The 19,008-nt window shown below is 63.1% G+C and carries 16 protein-coding genes; 9 read left to right on the top strand and 7 right to left on the bottom strand.

Annotated elements, in window-relative coordinates; all coding sequences use genetic code 11:
- Positions 1-14: 14 nt before the first annotated feature.
- Positions 15-761: a bifunctional 2-polyprenyl-6-hydroxyphenol methylase/3-demethylubiquinol 3-O-methyltransferase UbiG gene (ubiG, locus tag GR167_RS08785; RefSeq protein WP_160973092.1), complete on the bottom strand. Its 747-nt coding sequence runs from the start codon at positions 759-761 to the stop codon at positions 15-17.
- 49 nt (positions 762-810) lie between these two features.
- On the opposite strand from ubiG, the gene pip reads away from it, so the two are divergent.
- The 5 genes from pip to infB all read left to right on the top strand — a co-directional run bounded on the left by pip (position 811) and on the right by infB (position 7,311).
- Complete coding sequence (gene pip / locus GR167_RS08790; protein ID WP_160973093.1) at positions 811-1,794, top strand: prolyl aminopeptidase; 984 nt, start codon at positions 811-813, stop codon at positions 1,792-1,794.
- A gap of 140 nt (positions 1,795-1,934) precedes the next feature.
- Positions 1,935-2,522 (top strand): ribosome maturation factor RimP, encoded by a 588-nt coding sequence (gene rimP / locus GR167_RS08795; protein WP_160973094.1) that lies wholly within the window; start codon positions 1,935-1,937, stop codon positions 2,520-2,522.
- Positions 2,523-2,527: 5 nt separating this feature from the next.
- Complete coding sequence (gene nusA, locus GR167_RS08800) at positions 2,528-4,156, top strand: transcription termination factor NusA (RefSeq protein WP_160973095.1); 1,629 nt, start codon at positions 2,528-2,530, stop codon at positions 4,154-4,156.
- A gap of 25 nt (positions 4,157-4,181) precedes the next feature.
- Positions 4,182-4,802 (top strand): RNA-binding protein, encoded by a 621-nt coding sequence (locus GR167_RS08805; RefSeq protein WP_160973096.1) that lies wholly within the window; start codon positions 4,182-4,184, stop codon positions 4,800-4,802.
- 10 nt (positions 4,803-4,812) lie between these two features.
- Positions 4,813-7,311: a translation initiation factor IF-2 gene (gene infB / locus GR167_RS08810; RefSeq protein ID WP_160973097.1), complete on the top strand. Its 2,499-nt coding sequence runs from the start codon at positions 4,813-4,815 to the stop codon at positions 7,309-7,311.
- Positions 7,312-7,387: 76 nt separating this feature from the next.
- On the opposite strand, the gene GR167_RS20120 is transcribed toward infB, so the two are convergent.
- From GR167_RS20120 to GR167_RS08825, 4 genes are all read right to left on the bottom strand, one after another.
- The gene (locus tag GR167_RS20120; RefSeq protein WP_212769887.1) at positions 7,388-7,525 is read right to left on the bottom strand and encodes a hypothetical protein; all 138 of its coding nucleotides are present in this window, start codon (positions 7,523-7,525) and stop codon (positions 7,388-7,390) included.
- Positions 7,526-7,720: 195 nt separating this feature from the next.
- Entirely contained in the window at positions 7,721-8,119 is a 399-nt protein-coding gene (mutT, locus tag GR167_RS08815; protein ID WP_160973098.1) for an 8-oxo-dGTP diphosphatase MutT, read from the bottom strand.
- A 7-nt stretch (positions 8,120-8,126) separates the two neighbouring features.
- Positions 8,127-9,371 carry a bifunctional glutamate N-acetyltransferase/amino-acid acetyltransferase ArgJ gene (argJ, locus tag GR167_RS08820; RefSeq protein WP_160973099.1) on the bottom strand — a complete coding sequence of 415 codons (1,245 nt, stop codon included), beginning with the start codon at positions 9,369-9,371 and terminating at the stop codon, positions 8,127-8,129.
- 3 nt (positions 9,372-9,374) lie between these two features.
- A complete protein-coding gene (locus tag GR167_RS08825) occupies positions 9,375-10,226 on the bottom strand; it encodes a peptidylprolyl isomerase (RefSeq protein WP_160973100.1) in 852 nt (283 codons plus the stop codon).
- Positions 10,227-10,403: 177 nt separating this feature from the next.
- Here GR167_RS08825 and secA point away from each other — a divergent pair, with 177 nt between their 5' ends.
- From secA to GR167_RS08840, 3 genes are all read left to right on the top strand, one after another.
- A complete protein-coding gene (secA, locus tag GR167_RS08830) occupies positions 10,404-13,103 on the top strand; it encodes a preprotein translocase subunit SecA (RefSeq protein WP_160973101.1) in 2,700 nt (899 codons plus the stop codon).
- 103 nt (positions 13,104-13,206) lie between these two features.
- Entirely contained in the window at positions 13,207-14,232 is a 1,026-nt protein-coding gene (locus GR167_RS08835; protein ID WP_160973102.1) for a hypothetical protein, read from the top strand.
- A 23-nt stretch (positions 14,233-14,255) separates the two neighbouring features.
- Complete coding sequence (locus GR167_RS08840) at positions 14,256-15,815, top strand: phosphate ABC transporter substrate-binding/OmpA family protein (RefSeq protein ID WP_160973103.1); 1,560 nt, start codon at positions 14,256-14,258, stop codon at positions 15,813-15,815.
- Here the strand turns inward: GR167_RS08840 and radC are convergent.
- Positions 15,812-16,573, bottom strand: coding sequence for a RadC family protein (gene radC / locus GR167_RS08845; RefSeq protein ID WP_160973104.1), 762 nt, complete (start codon positions 16,571-16,573; stop codon positions 15,812-15,814). The two genes, GR167_RS08840 and radC, sit on opposite strands and share 4 nt — an antisense overlap.
- Before the next feature lie 192 nt (positions 16,574-16,765).
- On the opposite strand from radC, the gene GR167_RS08850 reads away from it, so the two are divergent.
- Complete coding sequence (locus GR167_RS08850; RefSeq protein ID WP_212769888.1) at positions 16,766-17,701, top strand: formylmethanofuran dehydrogenase subunit E family protein; 936 nt, start codon at positions 16,766-16,768, stop codon at positions 17,699-17,701.
- A gap of 103 nt (positions 17,702-17,804) precedes the next feature.
- Here the strand turns inward: GR167_RS08850 and dnaJ are convergent, their stop codons facing one another.
- Positions 17,805-18,953 carry a molecular chaperone DnaJ gene (dnaJ, locus tag GR167_RS08855; protein WP_160973105.1) on the bottom strand — a complete coding sequence of 383 codons (1,149 nt, stop codon included), beginning with the start codon at positions 18,951-18,953 and terminating at the stop codon, positions 17,805-17,807.
- Between the last annotated feature and the right edge of the window lie 55 nt (positions 18,954-19,008).

Raw genomic sequence — 19,008 nt, forward strand, 5'->3', positions numbered from 1 at the left:
CCGGGCGGCTGTCGTCAGCCCGGTTTCACGCTGGCGGTGACGTAATTCACGCTCAGGTCGCGATCCGACAGCGACCATTGCCAGCTGATCGGATTGAACACGAATCCCTTGCGATCGACCGGGTCCAGCCCGGCCTTGCTGATCAGGTCGTAAAGTTCATCGGGGGTGATGAATTTCGACCATTCATGGGTGCCCTTGGGCAGCCAGCGCATGACGAATTCCGCCCCCACGATGGCCATGGCGAAGCTTTTCGGATTGCGGTTGATGGTCGAACAGATCATCAGCCCGCCGGGTTTCAGCAACTGCTGGCAGGCGGTCATATAGGCCAACGGGTCGGCCACGTGTTCCACCACTTCCATGTTCAGCACCACGTCGAACTGTTCGCCCGCCGCGGCCAGCGCTTCGGCCGTGACGTTGCGGTAATCGATGTCGAGACCGGATTGTTCCGCGTGGACCTGCGCCACCGGGATATTGCCCGCCGCCGCGTCGGCGCCCACCACCGTCGCACCCAGCCGCGCCATCGGTTCGCTGAGCAGCCCGCCGCCGCAGCCGATATCCAGCAGCCGCAGCCCTTCGAACGGGCGCTCCTGCGACAGATTGCGCCCGAACTCGCCGGCGATCTGCTGCGTGATATAATCAAGTCTGCAGGGGTTGAGCATGTGCAGCGGCTTGAACTTGCCCTTCGGGTCCCACCATTCGGCGGCCATCGCTTCGAACTTGGCGACCTCGGAGGGATCAACGGTGGTCTGAGCGGCTTGCATTCTGCTCTCCATATGCTCTTTTGGGTCTGCGCCACTATATAGGACGATCATGGACAAATACTCGGGCCAAAAAAGCGCAGTTCATTACCTGCACCCGCCGATCGACCCTTTCGATCAGCGTATGCTCGACGTGGGCGACGGTCACAAGATTTATCTGGAACAGTCCGGCAAACCCGACGGCGTGCCGGTGGTGGTGTTTCATGGCGGTCCGGGCGGCGGCTGCAGCCCGGCGATGCGGCGCTATTTCGATCCGCAGGTGTTCCGTATCGTGCTGTTTGATCAGCGCGGCTGCGGCCGGTCGCTGCCCCATGCCAGCGTCGAGGACAACACCACCTGGCATTTGGTGCGCGATATCGAACTGATCAGGCGCGAGTTGGAGATCGATACCTGGTACGTGTTCGGCGGCAGCTGGGGCGCGACGCTGGCGCTGGTCTATGCCCAGGCACATCCCGAATCGGTGCTGGGGCTGATCCTGCGCGGGGTGTTCCTGGCAACCCAGTCGGAACTCGATTGGTTCTATGGCGGCGGCGCCGGCAAGTTCTGGCCGGAAACCTGGGCGCGGTTCGCCGACCTGATCCCCGAGGAAGAACAGGGCGACATGATCGCGGCCTATCACAAGCGACTGTTTTCCGGTCACCTGCCGACCGAAACCAAATTCGCCAAGGCCTGGGCGCAATGGGAAAACGCGCTGGCCTCGGTCTATTCCACCGGCCATGGCGGCGACAGCCCCGGCGATTACGCCCGCGCCTTTGCCCGGCTGGAAAACCATTATTTCACCAACGCGGCCTTCCTGGAACGCGACGGGCAGATCCTGCAGGACATGCACCGCATCGCCCATATCCCCGGGGTGATCGTTCAGGGGCGTTACGACATGATCTGCCCGCCGGCCTCGGCCTGGGCTTTGGCGAAACGTTGGCCCAATGCCGACCTGAAGATGATCCGCAACGCCGGTCACGCGCTTTCGGAACCGGGGATCAGCGCCGAGCTGGTCCGGGTGATGGATCAGATCGCGGAAGACGGCGGGTTGGGGTGACGCTGGCGCAGATCAGCAATCCCCTTGCAAGATCGGTCAAACAAGCCTATATCCCCTCTCAACAGCGGCGCGTCGGGCAACCGACGCTCCACCGGGAAAGATCGACGGGCCGCGCGCCCGTTTTTTTGTGTTTGGATGATATGACCAACGACCTGATAGCCAAAGCCGCGATGGATCGCCGCCTCGCCGAAATCATCACCCCCGTGATCGAAGACATGGGGTTCGAACTGGTGCGGGTGCGGCTGATGGGCGGCAAGACCCATACGCTGCAGATCATGGCCGAACGTCCCGAGGGCGGGATCGAGGTTGATGATTGCGCCAAGATTTCGACCGCCGTTTCGGCCGTTCTGGACGTCGAAGACCCGATCGTAGACCAGTATATGCTGGAAGTGTCGAGCCCCGGCATCGACCGGCCGCTGACCCGGCTGAAGGATTTCGAAACCTACGAAGGCTACGAGGCCAAGCTTGAAACCACCGAGCTGATCGACGGTCAGCGCCGGTTCAAGGGTGTGCTGGCCGGGGTCGAAGACGACGAGGTGCTGATCAATATCGACCAGAATGGCGAAGAGGTGACCGTGGGTCTGAACTTCGACTGGCTGTCCGACGCCAAGCTGGTTCTGACCGACGAGCTGATCAAGGAAATGCTGAAGGCCCGCAAGGCCGCCGGCACCCTGAACGAAGACGAATTTGACGAGATTGAAACCGAATCCGGTTCCCAGGAGGACTGAAGACAATGGCAATTACTTCTGCAAACCAGCTGGAGCTGTTGCAAACCGCCGAAGCCGTGGCCCGCGAAAAGATGATCGACCCCTCGCTGGTGGTCGAAGCGATGGAAGAATCGCTCGCCCGTGCGGCGAAGTCGCGTTACGGCGCCGAAATGGATATCCGCGTGTCGATCGACCGCAGAACCGGCAAGGCGACCTTCACCCGCGTCCGCACCGTGGTCGAGGAAGAGGACCTGGAAAACTACCAGGCCGAAATGACCGTCGAACAGGCCAAGCAGTACATGTCCGACCCGCAGGTCGGTGACACTTTCGTCGAGGAAGTGCCCCCCGTTGAACTGGGCCGGATCGCGGCGCAGTCGGCCAAGCAGGTGATCCTGCAGAAGGTGCGCGAAGCCGAGCGGGATCGTCAGTACGAAGAATTCAAGGATCGCCAGGGCACCATCATCAACGGTGTGGTCAAGCGCGAGGAATACGGCAACGTCATCGTCGACGTGGGCCGGGGCGAAGCGATCCTGCGCCGCAACGAAAAGATCGGCCGCGAAAGCTATCGCCCGAACGACCGCGTGCGCTGCTTCATCAAGGATGTGCGCCGCGAAACCCGCGGGCCGCAGATCTTCCTGTCGCGCACCGCGCCGGAATTCATGGCCGAGCTGTTCAAGATGGAAGTGCCGGAAATCTATGACGGCATCATCGAAATCAAGGCCGTGGCCCGCGACCCCGGTTCGCGCGCCAAGATCGCCGTGGTGTCCTATGACAACTCGATCGACCCGGTCGGCGCCTGCGTCGGTATGCGCGGTTCGCGCGTGCAGGCCGTGGTGAACGAGCTGCAGGGCGAAAAGATCGACATCATCCCGTGGAACGAAGACGTGCCGACCTTCCTGGTCAACGCGCTGCAGCCGGCGGAAGTGTCCAAGGTGGTTCTGGACGAAGATGCAGAACGCATCGAAGTCGTGGTGCCCGACGAGCAGCTGAGCCTGGCCATCGGCCGTCGTGGTCAGAACGTGCGCCTGGCGTCGCAGCTGACCGGCCTGGATATCGACATCATGACCGAATCCGACGACTCGGCCCGCCGCCAGAAGGAATTCGAGGAACGCACCCAGCTGTTCGTCGATACCCTGGACGTGGACGAATTCTTCGCCCAGCTGCTGGTGTCGGAAGGCTTCACCAACCTCGAAGAAGTCGCCTATGTCGAACTGGACGAACTGCTGGTCATCGACGGGGTCGACGAAGACACCGCCAACGAACTGCAGGCCCGTGCCCGCGATCATCTTGAGGAACAGGCGCGCAAGGCAATCGAAAAGGCCCGCGAACTGGGCGTCGAGGACAGCCTGTTTGACTTTGAGGGTCTGACACCCCAAATGATTCAGGCATTGGCCGAAGACGGCGTGAAGACGCTGGAAGACTTCGCCACCTGCGCCGACTGGGAACTGGCCGGCGGCTGGACCACGGTCGATGGTGAACGGGTCAAGGATGACGGTATCCTGGAACCCTTCGACGTGTCGCTGGAAGAAGCCCAGGCCCTGATCATGACCGCCCGCATCGCCCTGGGCTGGGTCGACCCGGCCGAGCTGGAAGCCGAAGCCGAGGAAGAGTCCGAAGCCGAAGGCGAAGAAGGCGCAGAGGAGGCCGAGGCCTGATCGCAGGGCCTCGGAGGCTGTCCGCATGACGCGCGGTGGGAAGCATAAGGACCGGGAACACGGTTCGGAACGCAAGTGTATCGCCACCGGCGCGATCGAGCCCAAATCGGGCCTGATCCGCTTCGTGGTCGGTCCCGAAGGTCAGCTCGTGCCGGACCTGATGGAAAAATTGCCGGGCCGCGGGATCTGGGTCTCCGCGGACCGTGCGGCGTTGGAAAAGGCGGCCAAGAAGGGATTGTTTTCCCGCGCCGCCAAGCAACAAGTGAGCGTGCCCGAAGATCTGGCCGATCTGGTCGAACAGGCGCTGGTGCGCCGGATCGTCGATCTGATCAGCCTGGCCCGCAAGGGCGGCGAAGCGGTGTCCGGGTTCGAGAAGGTCAAGGACTGGCTGATCAAGGATCAGGCCGAGGTGCTGATTCAGGCCTATGACGGATCGGGCCGGGGCAAGTCGAAGCTGCGGACGCCGGAAGGCGGGTCTTTCATTGGCTGGCTCAGCGCGGATGAGCTGGGTCAGGCCTTTGGACGACAAACTGTAATACATGTGGCGCTAGGCGCTGGAGGTTTGACCCAGCGTGTAGTAGAGGAAGCCGCAAGACTTAAGGGTATGCGAGCCCCAGGCGGCGACGATGACCGCCGGAAAGGATGAAGAGAGCCAGATGAGCGACAACGACGGTAAAAAGACTTTGGGTGTACGTGGCGGGCCCCGTTCGGGCAATGTGAAGCAGAGCTTCAGCCACGGGCGGACCAAGAACGTCGTGGTGGAAACCAAGCGCAAGCGCGTTGTGGTTCCCAAACCCGGCGCCGCCAAGACAGGTGCGGGCAAGGGCGGTCAGGCCATCGGCGATCCGTCCAAGCGTCCCGCAGGGATTTCCGACGCGGAAATGGAACGCCGGATGAAGGCGTTGCAGGCGGCCAAGGCGCGCGAGGCGGAAGAAGCCGCGCAGCGCGAGGCCGATGAAAAGGCGCGCGAAGAAGAACGCATGCGCCGCCGCGAGGAAGCCGAGGCGAAGGAACGCGAAGAGCGTGAACGCGAAGAGGCGCTGAAGGCCAAGGCCGAGGAAGAGGCACGCAAGAAGAAAGAGGCGGAAGAAGCCGCCAAGCGTGCCGCCGCCGCTGCTGCCGCCGCACCCCAGGGCGAAGAAAAAGGCCCGGCACGGTCGCAGAAAGCGGCCCCCGCAGGCGGCGCTGCCGCCGCTCCGCGCAAGAAGGAACGCGAAGAAGACCGCGCCCGTGGCAAGGGCCGTGACGACAGCCGCCGTTCGGGCAAGCTGACCGTCAACCAGGCGCTGACCGGTGGCGAAGGCGGCCGGCAGAAATCGATGGCCGCGATGAAGCGCAAGCAGGAACGTGCCCGCCAGAAGGCGATGGGCGCGCCGGTCGAGCGTGAAAAGGTCGTGCGCGACGTTCAGGTGCCCGAAACCATCGTGGTGTCGGAACTTGCCAACCGGATGGCCGAACGGGTCGCCGATGTGGTCAAGTCGCTGATGAAAATGGGCATGATGGTGACGCAGAACCAAACCATCGACGCCGATACCGCCGAGCTGATCGTCGAGGAATTCGGCCACCGCATCCAGCGGGTGTCGGATGCCGACGTCGAGGACGTGATCCAGCAGATCGAAGACGACGAAGCCGATCTGCAGCCGCGTCCGCCGGTCATCACCATCATGGGCCACGTCGACCACGGCAAGACCTCGCTGCTGGACGCGATCCGCAACGCCAAGGTGGTCGCGGGCGAAGCCGGCGGCATTACCCAGCATATCGGCGCCTATCAGGTGAAGACCGACAGCGGTTCGACGCTGACCTTCCTCGATACGCCGGGCCACGCGGCCTTTACCTCGATGCGGTCGCGCGGTGCGCAGGTCACCGACATCGTGGTCCTGGTCGTGGCCGCCGACGATTCGGTGATGCCGCAGACGATTGAGGCGATCAACCACGCCAAGGCTGCCGGTGTTCCGATGATCGTGGCGATCAACAAGATCGACAAACCCGCCGCCGATCCCAACAAGGTGCGCGCGGAACTGCTGCAGCACGAAGTGATCGTCGAGGCGATGTCGGGCGAGGTGCAGGACGTTGAAGTCTCCGCCGTGACCGGTCAGGGCCTGGACGAACTGCTGGAAGCCATCGCGCTGCAGGCGGAAATCCTGGAACTGAAGGCCAACCCCGACCGCGCCGCCGAAGGCGCCGTGATCGAGGCGCAGCTGGATGTGGGCCGCGGCCCCGTCGCCACCGTTCTGGTCCAGAAAGGCACCCTGAAGCAGGGCGACATCTTCGTCGTCGGCGAACAGTGGGGCCGGGTCCGGGCGCTGGTCGACGACAAGGGCGAACGGGTAAGCGAAGCCGGGCCGTCGGTTCCGGTCGAGGTTCTGGGCCTGAACGGCACCCCGGAAGCGGGCGACGTTCTGAACGTGGTGGATACCGAAGCCCAGGCGCGCGAGATCGCGGAATACCGTGAAAGCGCCGCCAAGGAAAAACGCGCCGCCGCCGGGGCCGCTGCAACGCTGGAACAGCTGATGCAGAAGGCCAAGGACGACGAAAACGTCAAGGAACTGCCGATCCTGGTGAAAGCCGACGTGCAGGGTTCCGCCGAAGCCATCGTTCAGGCGATGGAAAAGATCGGCAACGAAGAAGTCCGCGTGCGGGTTCTGCATTACGGCGTCGGTGCGATCACCGAAACCGATGTGGGCCTTGCCGAAGCTTCGGGCGCGCCGATCATGGGCTTCAACGTGCGGGCCAATGCCTCGGCACGGAACTCGGCCAACCAGAAGGGCGTGGAAATCCGCTACTACTCGGTCATCTATGACCTGGTGGACGATGTGAAAGCCGCCGCTTCGGGCCTGCTGTCCGCGGAAATCCGCGAACACTTCATCGGCTATGCCGAGATCCGCGAAGTGTTCAAGGTGACGGGCGTCGGCAAGGTCGCCGGCTGTCTGGTCACCGAAGGCGTTGCCCGCCGCTCGGCCGGCGTGCGCCTGCTGCGCGACGACGTGGTGATCCACGAAGGCACGCTGAAGACGCTGAAGCGCTTCAAGGACGAGGTCAAGGAAGTCCAGTCCGGCCAGGAATGCGGTATGGCCTTCGAAAACTACGACGATATCCGCCCCGGCGATGTCATCGAGATCTTCGAACGCGAGGAGGTCGAGCGTCAGCTCGACTGATCCGCGGCCATCACCGGCACAAGAAAAAAGGGGAGAGCGAAAGCTCTCCCCTTTCTCTATTCCGGTATGTCGTGCGTCAGGCGGCCTTGCTCGGCACCGGCTGACCGGCGAATTCCCGATCGCCGACCCGGACGAGAATCTTTCCGTCCGGCAGTTTCCGCACAAACGTTCCTTGGATGGAAATGTAATTTCCGATCACGATTGTACGCAGCATTGCTCAAGTCTCCCACGTGAATGGTTTGATGGGGTACTTCAAGAATTACAGCGTTTTGACACAAATCCTACAAAAAAGATCGTGATCTTCCCAAAACCTATACCGATTAGAAAGCCGGAAACGCGCAATCTCCGGGTTTTTCGATTCGAACGCGGTGCTTCGCCCAAGAACTGTGCAGATGCCCCGCGTGCCGGATCACAGCCAGTCGCGCAGAATCGGGATCAGCGGGATGTCGGCCGGCGGCATCGGGTAATCGCGCAGATCCTTCGCATGGACCCATTTCAGGGTCTGACCTTCCTTGGGGTGGGGAATCCCGTCCCATTTGCGGCAGGCGAACAGCGGCATCAGCAGGTGGAAATCGTCATAGCTGTGGCTGGCGAAGGTCAGCGGCGCCAGGCAGCTGGCCCAGGTGTCGATGCCCAGTTCCTCGTGCAATTCGCGGATCAGCGCGTGTTCGGGGGTTTCGCCCGGTTCGATCTTGCCGCCTGGGAATTCCCACAGACCGGCCATGGATTTGCCTTCCGGCCGCTGTGCAAGAAGCACGCGGCCGTCGGCGTCGATCAGCGCAACGGCGGAGACCAATACGGTTTTCATCGCGACCTCAGGACCGGTAATCGGCGTTGATCGAGATATAGCCATGGGTCAGGTCGCAGGACCAAACCGTGGCCGTACCATTGTCGAGGCCAAGATCGACCCGAATGACAATCTCGTCCTTCTTCATGTAGGCGGCGCCGGCTTCCTCGGTGTAGGACGGGGCGACCCAGCCGTTTTCGGCCACCAGAATATCGCCGAACCAGATGGTCAGCCGGTCACGCTCGGCGCGCTCGCCCGACTTGCCGACGGCCATGACGATACGGCCCCAGTTCGGGTCTTCGCCGGCCACGGCGGTTTTCACCAGCGGCGAATTGGCGATGGCCATGGCGACACGATGCGCGGGGCCATTGGCATTTGCGCCGGTGACCTGCACCTCGATCAGCTTGGTCGCGCCTTCGCCGTCGCGGGCGATCTGGATCGCAAGGTCCTTCATCACCGCATGCAAAGCATCGCGGAACACCCGCACCCGCGGATCGGCGAAATCGGTGATCGGTTCCATATCGGCCTTGCCGGTGGCGGCGACCAGAACCGTGTCCGAGGTCGAGGTGTCCCCATCCACCGTCACGCAGTTGAAGGTCGAAGCATTGTCGAGCCAGAGGCATTGCTGCAGCACCTCGCGCGAAATCGCGGTGTCGGTGAAGATGTAGCACAGCATGGTCGCCATATCGGGGGCGATCATGCCCGAGCCCTTGGCAAAACCGGCGATCTTTACTTCGACCCCGTCGAGCGTGGCGGTTTCGGTGGCACCCTTCGGGAAGGTGTCCGTGGTCATGATCGCACGGGCAGCCTTTTCCATGGCGCCCTCATCGAGCGCCGCGTTCAGGTCACCGATCTTGGCGGTGATCCGTTCCCATTTGAGCGGCTCGCCGATCACGCCGGTGGAGGCGGTGAAGACGCGATTGGCGTCGATGCCCATTTCCTCGGCCACGGCCGCGGTGATCTTCGCGACCGAGTCGAAACCGGACTGGCCGGTGAAGGCGTTGGAATTGCCCGAATTCACCAGGATCGCGGCCTTGCCGCCCAGATCCTCGGTGATCTTTTCCTGACAATCGAGAACGGCTGCCGAGCGGGTGGACGAGCGGGTGAAGACACCGGCAACAGCGCTGCCTTCACAAAGCTCGGCCAACATGACATCCGTCCGGCCCGCATAGCGCACCCCGGCCTCAAGCGCGGCGAAACGCACGCCATCGATCACCGGAAGATCGGGAAATTTTTCTGGCGCCAGCGGCGAAACGGGGAGTTTTCCAGCCATGGATCAGTCCTCGAAAATCGTGGTGTCGTTGAGGATAGCGGGATCAAGGGCATCGGCGCCGGTGCGGTCGATGTCGGCCTTGCCGGTCAGCTCTTCCAGCAGCGCGCTGATGGTCTTTTCCTCGATATTGGCGACCAGTTCGCGGCGCACCTCGTCCAGCGACGGGGCCGGTTGCATGCGGGTTTCGTTCAGCTTGATCACGTGCCAGCCGAATTGCGTCTGAACCGGATCGGACACCTGGCCCGGTTCCATCGCGACCACCGCGTCCTCGAACGGCTTGACCATCATGCCCGGCCCGAACCAGCCCAGATCGCCGCCATTGGGGCCCGAGGGACCGGTGGAATTGGCCTTGGCCAGCTCGGCGAAATCGGCATCGCCGCGGGCTTCCTCGGCCAGTTTCTTTGCCTCTTCCTCGGTTTCGACCAGGATATGCGCCGCCTTGTATTCCGGGGTCGGTTCGGCATTGGCATAGCTGGCGTCATATTCGGCCTGCAGCGCCTCGTCGGTGATGGCGTTTTCCAGCACGGCCTCGATGGCAAGGTTTGCCAGCGCGCCGCGGCGCTGGTTGTCCAGCTTGTACTGGGTGGCCAGCGGCACTTCGCCTTTCAGGGTCTGTTCCAGCAGGGTCTGCTGGATCACCTGGTCGACAAGACCGGGATACAGCATCTCGACGGGGAATTGCTGATATTGCGCGGGCAGCGCCTGGCGGGTCTGCAGCAGGTGGCCCAGGGTGATTTCGGTCCCGTTCACCGTCGCGATGACGGTATCCGCCTTGGGGGCATCTTCGGCCATCACCGGCAGCGCAAGCCCGATGGAAAGGGCGGCGGCTGACAGGAAAGTGAGGCGTTTTGACATGGGTTGGGTCCTTTAAAGGCGCGCTTCGGGCGCGTGACGTTGACACTGCACCAGCCGCCCCTTACATCGCCATAAGGCATTTGGACCGCTGGACTTGGCGCCTGTTTTATTCGGTGCGCTCGTGTGCAGCAAGCAAATGCCACGCACGATATTGTCAACGACCAGATCGGATAGAACATGCTGGGTTTCGGAACTCTCGCCAAAAAGGTCTTCGGCACGCCTAACGACCGCAAGATCAAGGCGACCCGCCCGTTGGTGGAAAAGATCAACGCGCTGGAACCGGAATTCGAAAAACTCTCCGACGAGGGGCTGATCGAAAAGACCGCGGAATTCAGGAAACGGGTGGCCGAGGGCGAAAGCCTTGACGCGATCCTGCCCGAAGCCTTCGCCAACTGCCGCGAAGGCGCCAAGCGGGCGCTTGGCCTGCGCGCCTTCGACACCCAGCTGATGGGCGGGATTTTCCTGCACCAGGGTAACATTTCGGAAATGAAGACGGGTGAAGGCAAGACGCTGGTCGCGACCTTCCCGGCCTACCTGAACGCGCTGACCGGGCGCGGCGTGCATATCGTGACGGTCAACGATTACCTGGCCAAGCGCGACGCCGAATGGATGAGCAACGTCTATACCGCTCTGGGCATGACGACCGGCGTGGTTTACCCGCAGCAGCCCGAGGTCGAAAAGAAGGCCGCCTATGGCTGCGACGTCACCTATGCGACCAATAACGAACTGGGCTTTGATTACCTGCGCGACAACATGAAGTCGGAACTGACCGACATGAACCAGCGCGACCATTACTTCGCCATCGTCGACGAGGTCGATTCGATCCTGATCGACGAAGCGCGGACGCCGCTGATCATCTCGGGCCCGGCGCAGGACCGTTCTGACCTTTACCTCGCCGTCGACAAGCTGATCCCGCAACTGTCCGAGGATCACTTCAGCATCGACGAAAAGACCCGCAACGTCACCTTCACCGACGAAGGTAACGAATACCTCGAAGAGCTGCTGCAGAAGGCCGGTCTGCTGCCCGAGGGGCAAAGCCTGTACGATCCCGAAAGCACCACCATCGTTCACCACGTGAACCAGGGGCTGCGGGCGCACAAACTGTTCACCAAGGACAAGGATTACATCGTCCGCGACGGCGACGTGGTTCTGATCGACGAATTCACCGGCCGGATGATGGCCGGGCGGCGCCTGTCGGACGGTCTGCACCAGGCCATCGAGGCCAAGGAAGGCTGCCCGATCCAGGCCGAAAACGTGACCCTGGCGCAGGTGACATTCCAGAACTATTTCCGGCTCTACGACAAGCTGTCGGGCATGACCGGCACCGCGGCGACCGAGGCCGAGGAATTCATGGAAATCTACGGGTTGGGCGTGGTCGAAGTGCCGACCAACCGGCCGATCGCGCGGATCGACGAGGACGATCAGGTCTATCGCACCGCCAAGGAAAAGTTCGAAGCCGTCGTGCGCACCATCAAGGAAGCGCATGAAAAGCAGCAGCCGGTTCTGGTCGGCACCACCTCGATCGAGAAATCGGAATTCCTCAGCCAGCTGCTGACCGAGGCGGGGATCAAGCACAACGTGCTTAACGCGCGCCAGCACGAGCAGGAGGCGCAGATCGTCGCCGATGCCGGCAAGCTGGGCGCGGTGACCATCGCCACCAACATGGCCGGGCGCGGCACCGACATCAAGCTGGGCGGCAATGTCGAATTCAAGATCATGGAAGCCATCGAAGGCAATCCCGAGGGCGACCATCAGGCGATCCGCGAACGGATCGAAACCGAACACGCAGCCGACGAACAGGCGGTGAAGGATGCCGGGGGCCTGTTCGTTCTGGCCACCGAACGGCACGAAAGCCGCCGCATCGACAACCAGTTGCGCGGCCGTTCGGGCCGTCAGGGTGACCCGGGTCGGTCGTCCTTCTTCCTCAGCCTCGAAGACGACCTGATGCGCATTTTCGGGTCGGAACGGCTCGACAAGGTGCTGTCGTCGCTGGGCATGAAGGAAGGCGAAGCGATCATTCACCCCTGGGTGAACAAGTCGCTGGAACGGGCCCAGGCCAAGGTCGAGGGGCGCAACTTCGACATCCGCAAGCAGCTGCTGAAATTCGACGACGTGATGAACGAGCAGCGCAAGGTGATCTTCAGCCAGCGGCTTGAAATCATGGAAGCCGACGACCTGTCGGAAATCACCAAGGACATGCGCGACCAGGTGATCGACGATCTGGTCGATACTTTCATCCCGCCGAAATCCTATGCCGACCAGTGGAACACCGAAGGGCTCTATGCCGCGGTGATCGAGAAGCTGAACATGGACGTGCCGGTCATTAAATGGGCCGAGGAAGAAGGCGTCGACGGCGACGTGATTGCCGAGCGGCTGGAAGAAGAAGCCGACAAGATGATGGCGGGCAAGGCCGAAGCCTTCGGCGCCGACACCATGCGGCAGATCGAAAAGCAGATCCTGCTGCAGGCGATCGACGGCAAATGGCGCGAACACCTTCTGACGCTGGAACATCTGCGCTCGGTCGTGGGTTTCCGCGGCTATGCGCAGCGCGATCCGCTGAACGAGTACAAGACCGAAAGCTTCCAGCTGTTCGAATCGATGCTCGACGGTCTGCGTGAGGACGTGACCGAAAAACTGGGTCAGATCCGTCCGATGACCGAGGAAGAACAGCAGCAGCTGATGCAGCAGATGGCGGCGCAGCAGGCCGCGATGCAGCCCCCGGCAGAGGACCCCGAGCCCGCAGCGGCAGCGCCGGGCGAGGCACGCGAAGGGTTCGACGAAAACGATCCCTCGACCTGGGGCAATCCGGCGCGAAACGAACCCTGTCCCTGCGGATCGGGCAAGAAATTCAAGCACTGCCACGGCCGTCTGGCCTGATTTCAGCCGGGCGCGGGGTCAGAAAGACTCCGTGCCCGCGCCACATGTCTGCCTTTTTTCTAGTGTTTGATTAAAACTGATCAGACCCGTTCTGGAGGCAGCAATGGTAAATCCGAATCGTATCTTGATGGGCGCCGCATCCGTCACCGTCGCTTTGGCGATCGGATTCGTGATGCAATCGGGGCCGCAGCCGCAACATCTGACGGCCGCAGCCCCGGTACAGGAAAAGCCGCTGAAACCGGCGCAGCCCGCGCCCGTTGCCGCCGCTTCCGCCGCAAAGGATCGGATCGACTTGGACGGGATCGCGCTGACGGTCGCGCCAGCTGTCGAACAGGAAAAGCCCGCGGTTCTGCCCGTCGAGGAAGAGGCGGTGCTGCACGCCGCGGCCACACCGCAGCTCGATATCGCCCCGATCGTTGAAACGCCGGTGCTGGACCAGCCGGAAGCGTCCTGCGATCCGCAGATGTCGGCCCGGGCGATGCCCGCCGCGATGGTGGAACTGACGCTCGACGCGGCTTGCCTGCCGGATCAGCGCGTCACCATTCACCACAACGGCATGATGTTCACCGCAACGATGGATGCCGACGGGAAACTGACCGTTCAGGTCCCCGCGCTGTCGCAATCCTCGGTCTTCATCGCCGATTTCGGCAATGACTTGGGGGCGGTTGCCCACAGTGCCGTGCCCGATCTGATGGATTTTGAGCGCGCTGTGCTGCAATGGCAAGGCGATGCCGGGTTGCACCTGCACGCGATGGAATTCGGCGCCGGCTTCGGCCAGGACGGTCATGTCTGGGCCGAACGCCCCGGGTCGGCCGATCAGGCGCTGGCCGGGCAGGGCGGGTTCTTCACCCGTCTGGGCGACGCGGCGCAGCAGGACGCCCACCTTGCGGAAATCTATACCTTCCCCTCGGGCCAGGCGGCGCGGGCGGGCGATATCGCGCTCAGCGCCGATGTCGAGGTCACCAGCGGCAACTGCCATCAGCAAGTGATCGCCGAGTCGCTGCAGCTTTCTCGCGGCGGCGCTTTGGAGGCGCGCGAACTTGTGCTTTCCATGCCGCAATGCGACGCGGTGGGTGACTTTCTGGTGTTGAAAAACCTGCTGCAAGACCTGAAGATCGCCGCGAACTGAAATCAGCGATCCGGGGTGGGTCCATGGCAATGCGATGTGCGGCGGTTCTCGCCGCACTTTTTCTTTTGGTCACGGCGCCGCTGGCCCGGGCGCAGGACGTTACCCTGATGTCGCGCGACGGATCGGTGGAAATCACCGGCACGTTGCTGGGATTTGACGGCGAATTTTACCGGGTCCACACCATCTATGGCGAACTGACCGTGGACGGGTCGGGGGTGTCCTGCGATGGTCCCGGTTGTCCCAACCTGACCGATTACGTGGCCGATCTGACACTGTCCGGCGCCGGGTCGATGGGGCGGGTTCTGCTGCCCGCGCTGATCGAGGTCTTCGCGCAAAAATCCGGCCACGCGGTCAGCCGCGAGGCAATCGATGGCAGCAACACCCTGTTCACCCTGACCGAAGCGAGCAGCGGCAAGATCGCGGGCCGCTTCACCATCCGGCTGACCAACAGCGACGAAGGTTTCGCCGATCTTCTGGCCGACGAGGCCGATATCGCCCTGTCGCTGCGCGAGGTGCGCCCGGAGGAGGCGAAGCTGGCGCGAGAAGCCGGTCTGGGCGACATGACCGGGCGGGGCCGCAGCCGCGTGTTGGCGCTGGACGCGCTGGTGCCCATCGTTGCGCCCGGCAACCCGCTGCGCCAGATCGGCACGCCGGACCTGGCGCGGGTGGTGGCGGGCGAAATCACCAACTGGGCCGAACTGGGCGGCCCCGACGCGCCGATCACCGTGCATATGCGCGACGATCCCTCGGGCATCTGGCAGGCGGTCGAGGACCGGTTGCTGGACCCGGCGGGCAAGACCCTGACCGGCTATGCCGAGAGGTATGACAGCGGCCCGGCGCTGGCCCGGGCGGTGGAACATGATCCGTTCGGGATCGGCCTGACCAGCGTGACCGAGATCGGCAACACGACTCAACTGGCGCTGAGCGGCGATTGCGGCTTCGCCCTGGCCGCCAGCCGCAAGACGATCAAGACCGAGGATTATCCGCTGACCGCGCCGATGTTCCTGTACCTGCCGGCGCGGCGGTTGCCGAAACTGGCACGCGATTTCCTGAGCTTCACCCGTTCGACGGCAGCGCAGTCGGTGATCCGCCGCGTCGGCTTCACCGATCAGCAGCCCGAGGAGATCGAGATCGACCGCCAGGGCAACCGTTTCGCCAACGCCATCGCGCGCGCGGGCAAGGAGGTCGGGCTGGACGAGTTGCAGCGGATGGTGTCGGTGCTGTCGGGCCGCAAGCGGCTGACCACCTCGTTCAGGTTCGAGCCGGGATCGGCGCGGCTCGATGCGCAATCGCGGTCGAACGTGGCGCAGCTGGCTCATGCGCTGGAGGCCGGTTTGTATGATGGTCGTGCGTTGATGTTCGTGGGGTTCAGCGATGGCGACGGGCCTGCCAAGGCCAACCAGGCCATCGCGCTGCGCCGCGCCAAGGCGGTTCTGGCGGCGGTGCAGCAGGCGGCGGAGACGGCGAATTTCGACCGGCTGGAGATGCTGGCGGACGGCTTTGGCGAAGCGATGCCGATGGCCTGCGACGACAGCGCCTGGGGCCGCCGGGTCAACCGGCGGGTCGAGGTCTGGCTGCGCTAGAGCAACCCTTCGGAACGGAAGCTCAATTCGCGCGATTTGCCGATGATCAGGTGGTCGTGCAGTGTCAGGCCAAGCGCCAGCGCCGCCGATTCTACCTGCTGGGTCATCGTGATGTCAGATTGCGACGGGGTGGGATCGCCCGACGGGTGGTTATGCACCAGGATCAGCGCGCTGGCATTGAGTTCCAGCGCCCGTTTCACCACCTCGCGCGGATAGACCGGCACGTGATCGACGGTGCCGCGCGCCTGTTCCTCATCCGCGATCAGCACGTTTTTGCGGTCCAGGAACAGCACCCGGAACTGTTCGGTATCGCGATGCGCCATGGCGGTGTGGCAGTAATCCAGCAATGCGTCCCAGCTGCTGACCACGGGGCGCTGCATCACCCGGGCGCGGGCCAGACGGTGCGCCGCGGCCTCGACGATCTTCAGCTCGGTGATGACGGCGGGGCCGACGCCGTCGACCTCGCTCAGCCTTGGGATCGGGGCCGACAGCACCCGGTTGAAATCGCCGAACCGGTCAAGCAGCAGCCGCGCCAGCGGTTTGACATCCTGCCGCGGGATGGCGCGAAACAGCACCAGTTCCAGCATTTCGTAATCGGGCATCGCATCCGCCCCGCCGCGCAGGAACCGGTCGCGCAGCCGGATGCGGTGATCCTTCATATAGGAGGGCAGTTTCGGCGCCTTGGCCGGGGCCACGGGGGCGGCGCCCGCTGCGAAGAGCGGCAAGGTCTGTTCGGAGAAGGCGCGTGGTTTGGGCATGCGGGCAAGGCTGCCCGGGATTGGTTAGGGAAGCGTTAAGCGCCGAAGGGGAGGGGTGCTGCCCCGGATTTGACTCTAATCAATCTAAAAAGCTGCCACTTCCGGTATTCTAATTTGGTGAAACGGCGCGATCGGCGACCGGGATTATACGTTGGCCTGCCCATCAAGCGCCTCCATTTCAGGAGCGAGACGATGGAACGAAGCTCTACAAAGCTCATTTTACGACATAAATTCGGCGCCGCCTGGCGCAACGTGATTTTCGGCCTGACCGTCTTGGCGGGCGGGGCGGTGATGGCGCACGCGGAATCGGGTGAACCGACCTATCACCAGGGCGAAGACATCTTCATCGAAACCGGCGTCGAAGCGCCCGACCGCAGCCCGAGCTGGTACGCGCCGATGGTGGGCAAGCCCTATGCGCCCAGTTTCGAGATGCTGGCGACGCGGGGCACGCAGGGGCGCTACTACTCTTACACCTACCCGGTGACGCTCAAGGACATGATCAAGTTCCACGGCCATGACTGCGAAGGCACCATCCATGCCGCCAACAACGCGCGCATCGCCTTCGACATCCTGTTCCCCGATGGGATCGTCGACCGCAGCGTGCTGTGGGGCATCTCGGGGACCTCGCCCTGCTGGTCCGACGCGGTCGTCTTCCTGACCGGGGCGCGGCTGCAATACGGCAATCTCGGCTATTTCAAGGACACCAGCTATTCCCACGCCATCGTGCTTTATCGCGAAGATACCGGCGTCGCCGTTCTCGCCACCTGGAAGAAGGGGATCAACAACATCCCTGGCGAACCGGTGATGCTGCCGGGGGTGATCGATTGGCAAACGAAGGTCGACACGGACGCGGTGATGCAGCTCAAGGCCGACGTGAAGACGGCAGGGGGCACACCGACGCCCTACCAGGTCGACAAGCTGCGCTATCTGCAGTTCACCCATGTCAACGACATCCTCGAGCACCCGCTCGAGATGAGCTACCAGGCGCAGGTGATCGAGGATTTCCGCTGGGAGGACTGGATCGATCCGGACAAGACCATCGCCAAGCCGCATAGCCGCGGCGATATCCGGCTGAAGAACTATCCCTATCGGGACCGCCCGATTTCGGGTCCGGAAGAGGGGCAGTAAGCCCCGACCGGCCCGACCGTTTCTCGGTCGGGCCGGGAGTTCTTTAAAAGAAAAAGGGGAACGCGCCGGTTCCCCTTTTCAAAGTGTTTGCGATGGGGCTGGATCAGCCCTTCATCGAGTCCCAGAAGCTTTTCACCGAGGAAAAGAAGCTGGAGCTTTCGGGGTTGTTGTCTTCCGAAAGCGCTTCGAATTCCTTCAGCAGTTCCTTCTGCTTGCCGGTCAGGTTGACCGGGGTTTCCACCGCCAGTTCGATGAACATGTCGCCTTCGTGGCCGCCGCGCAGGGCCGGCATGCCCTTGCCGCGCAGGCGCATCTGGCGGCCCGACTGCGACCCCGCGGGAATCTTCACCCGGGAACGGCCGCCGTCGATGGTCGGGACCTCGATATCGCCACCCAATGCCGCCACGGTCATCGCGACCGGTACGCGGCAATAAAGGTTGGTGTCCTCGCGTTCGAAGATCTCGTGCTTCTTCACCTCGATGAAGATGTAGAGATCGCCCGAGGGCCCGCCGCGCATGCCTGCCTCGCCTTCGCCGGCGAGCCGGATACGGGTGCCGGTTTCGACGCCCGCCGGGATGTTCACCGACAGCGACCGGTCCTTGTGAACCCGGCCCTGGCCGCCGCATTTCTTGCACGGGTTCTGGATGATCTGGCCCATGCCGTTGCAGGTCGGACAGGTGCGTTCGACGGTGAAGAAACCCTGCTGCGCGCGCACCTTGCCCATGCCCGAACAGGTCGGGCAGGTCTGCGGTTCGGCACCGCCTTCGGCGCCCGATCCGTCGCAGGAATCGCAGGTGACCGAGGTCGGCACCTTGATGGTCTTCTGCATACCCGAATAGGCTTCTTCCAGGGTGACGCGCAGGTTGTAGCGCAGGTCGGCGCCGCGGGCCGCGCGGCTGCGTCCGCCGCCGCCGCGACCGCCCATCATGTCGCCGAACAGGTCGTCGAACACGTCCGAGAAGGCGCTGGCGAAATCGCCCTGGCCGCCACCATAGCCGCCGCCGGGACGTCCACCGCCCATACCGCCTTCGAAAGCGGCATGGCCGAAACGGTCATAGGCGGCTTTCTTTTCGGGGTCTTTCAGGCAGTCATAGGCTTCGTTCGCTTCCTTGAACTGAGCCTCGGCATCGGGGTTGTCGGAATTGCGGTCTGGGTGCAATTCCTTGGCTTTCTTGCGATAGCCCTTCTTGATTTCTTCAGCAGAGGCCCCCTTGGCCACGCCAAGCACGTCGTAATAATCACGTTTTGCCATTGGGTCTCCCCTCCATGAGGAACGTCAAGGGCCGGCCCGGCAGGGACCGGCCCCG

The sequence above is a fragment of the Thalassovita mangrovi genome, from assembly GCF_009857745.1.
GTDB lineage: Bacteria > Pseudomonadota > Alphaproteobacteria > Rhodobacterales > Rhodobacteraceae > Thalassobius > Thalassobius mangrovi.

Excerpts from the sequence above, each read along its gene's own strand:
- radC (WP_160973104.1), bottom strand. The coding sequence starts at position 16,573 with ATGCCCAAACCACGCGCCTTCTCCGAACAGACCTTGCCGCTCTTCGCA.
- infB (WP_160973097.1), top strand. The coding sequence starts at position 4,813 with ATGAGCGACAACGACGGTAAAAAGACTTTGGGTGTACGTGGCGGGCCC.
- ubiG (WP_160973092.1), bottom strand. The coding sequence starts at position 761 with ATGCAAGCCGCTCAGACCACCGTTGATCCCTCCGAGGTCGCCAAGTTC.
- nusA (WP_160973095.1), top strand. The coding sequence starts at position 2,528 with ATGGCAATTACTTCTGCAAACCAGCTGGAGCTGTTGCAAACCGCCGAA.
- GR167_RS08805 (WP_160973096.1), top strand. The coding sequence starts at position 4,182 with ATGACGCGCGGTGGGAAGCATAAGGACCGGGAACACGGTTCGGAACGC.
- dnaJ (WP_160973105.1), bottom strand. The coding sequence starts at position 18,953 with ATGGCAAAACGTGATTATTACGACGTGCTTGGCGTGGCCAAGGGGGCC.
- GR167_RS08840 (WP_160973103.1), top strand. The coding sequence starts at position 14,256 with ATGGCAATGCGATGTGCGGCGGTTCTCGCCGCACTTTTTCTTTTGGTC.
- GR167_RS08850 (WP_212769888.1), top strand. The coding sequence starts at position 16,766 with ATGGAACGAAGCTCTACAAAGCTCATTTTACGACATAAATTCGGCGCC.
- rimP (WP_160973094.1), top strand. The coding sequence starts at position 1,935 with ATGACCAACGACCTGATAGCCAAAGCCGCGATGGATCGCCGCCTCGCC.
- argJ (WP_160973099.1), bottom strand. The coding sequence starts at position 9,371 with ATGGCTGGAAAACTCCCCGTTTCGCCGCTGGCGCCAGAAAAATTTCCC.
- mutT (WP_160973098.1), bottom strand. The coding sequence starts at position 8,119 with ATGAAAACCGTATTGGTCTCCGCCGTTGCGCTGATCGACGCCGACGGC.
- secA (WP_160973101.1), top strand. The coding sequence starts at position 10,404 with ATGCTGGGTTTCGGAACTCTCGCCAAAAAGGTCTTCGGCACGCCTAAC.
- GR167_RS20120 (WP_212769887.1), bottom strand. The coding sequence starts at position 7,525 with ATGCTGCGTACAATCGTGATCGGAAATTACATTTCCATCCAAGGAACG.
- GR167_RS08835 (WP_160973102.1), top strand. The coding sequence starts at position 13,207 with ATGGTAAATCCGAATCGTATCTTGATGGGCGCCGCATCCGTCACCGTC.
- GR167_RS08825 (WP_160973100.1), bottom strand. The coding sequence starts at position 10,226 with ATGTCAAAACGCCTCACTTTCCTGTCAGCCGCCGCCCTTTCCATCGGG.
- pip (WP_160973093.1), top strand. The coding sequence starts at position 811 with ATGGACAAATACTCGGGCCAAAAAAGCGCAGTTCATTACCTGCACCCG.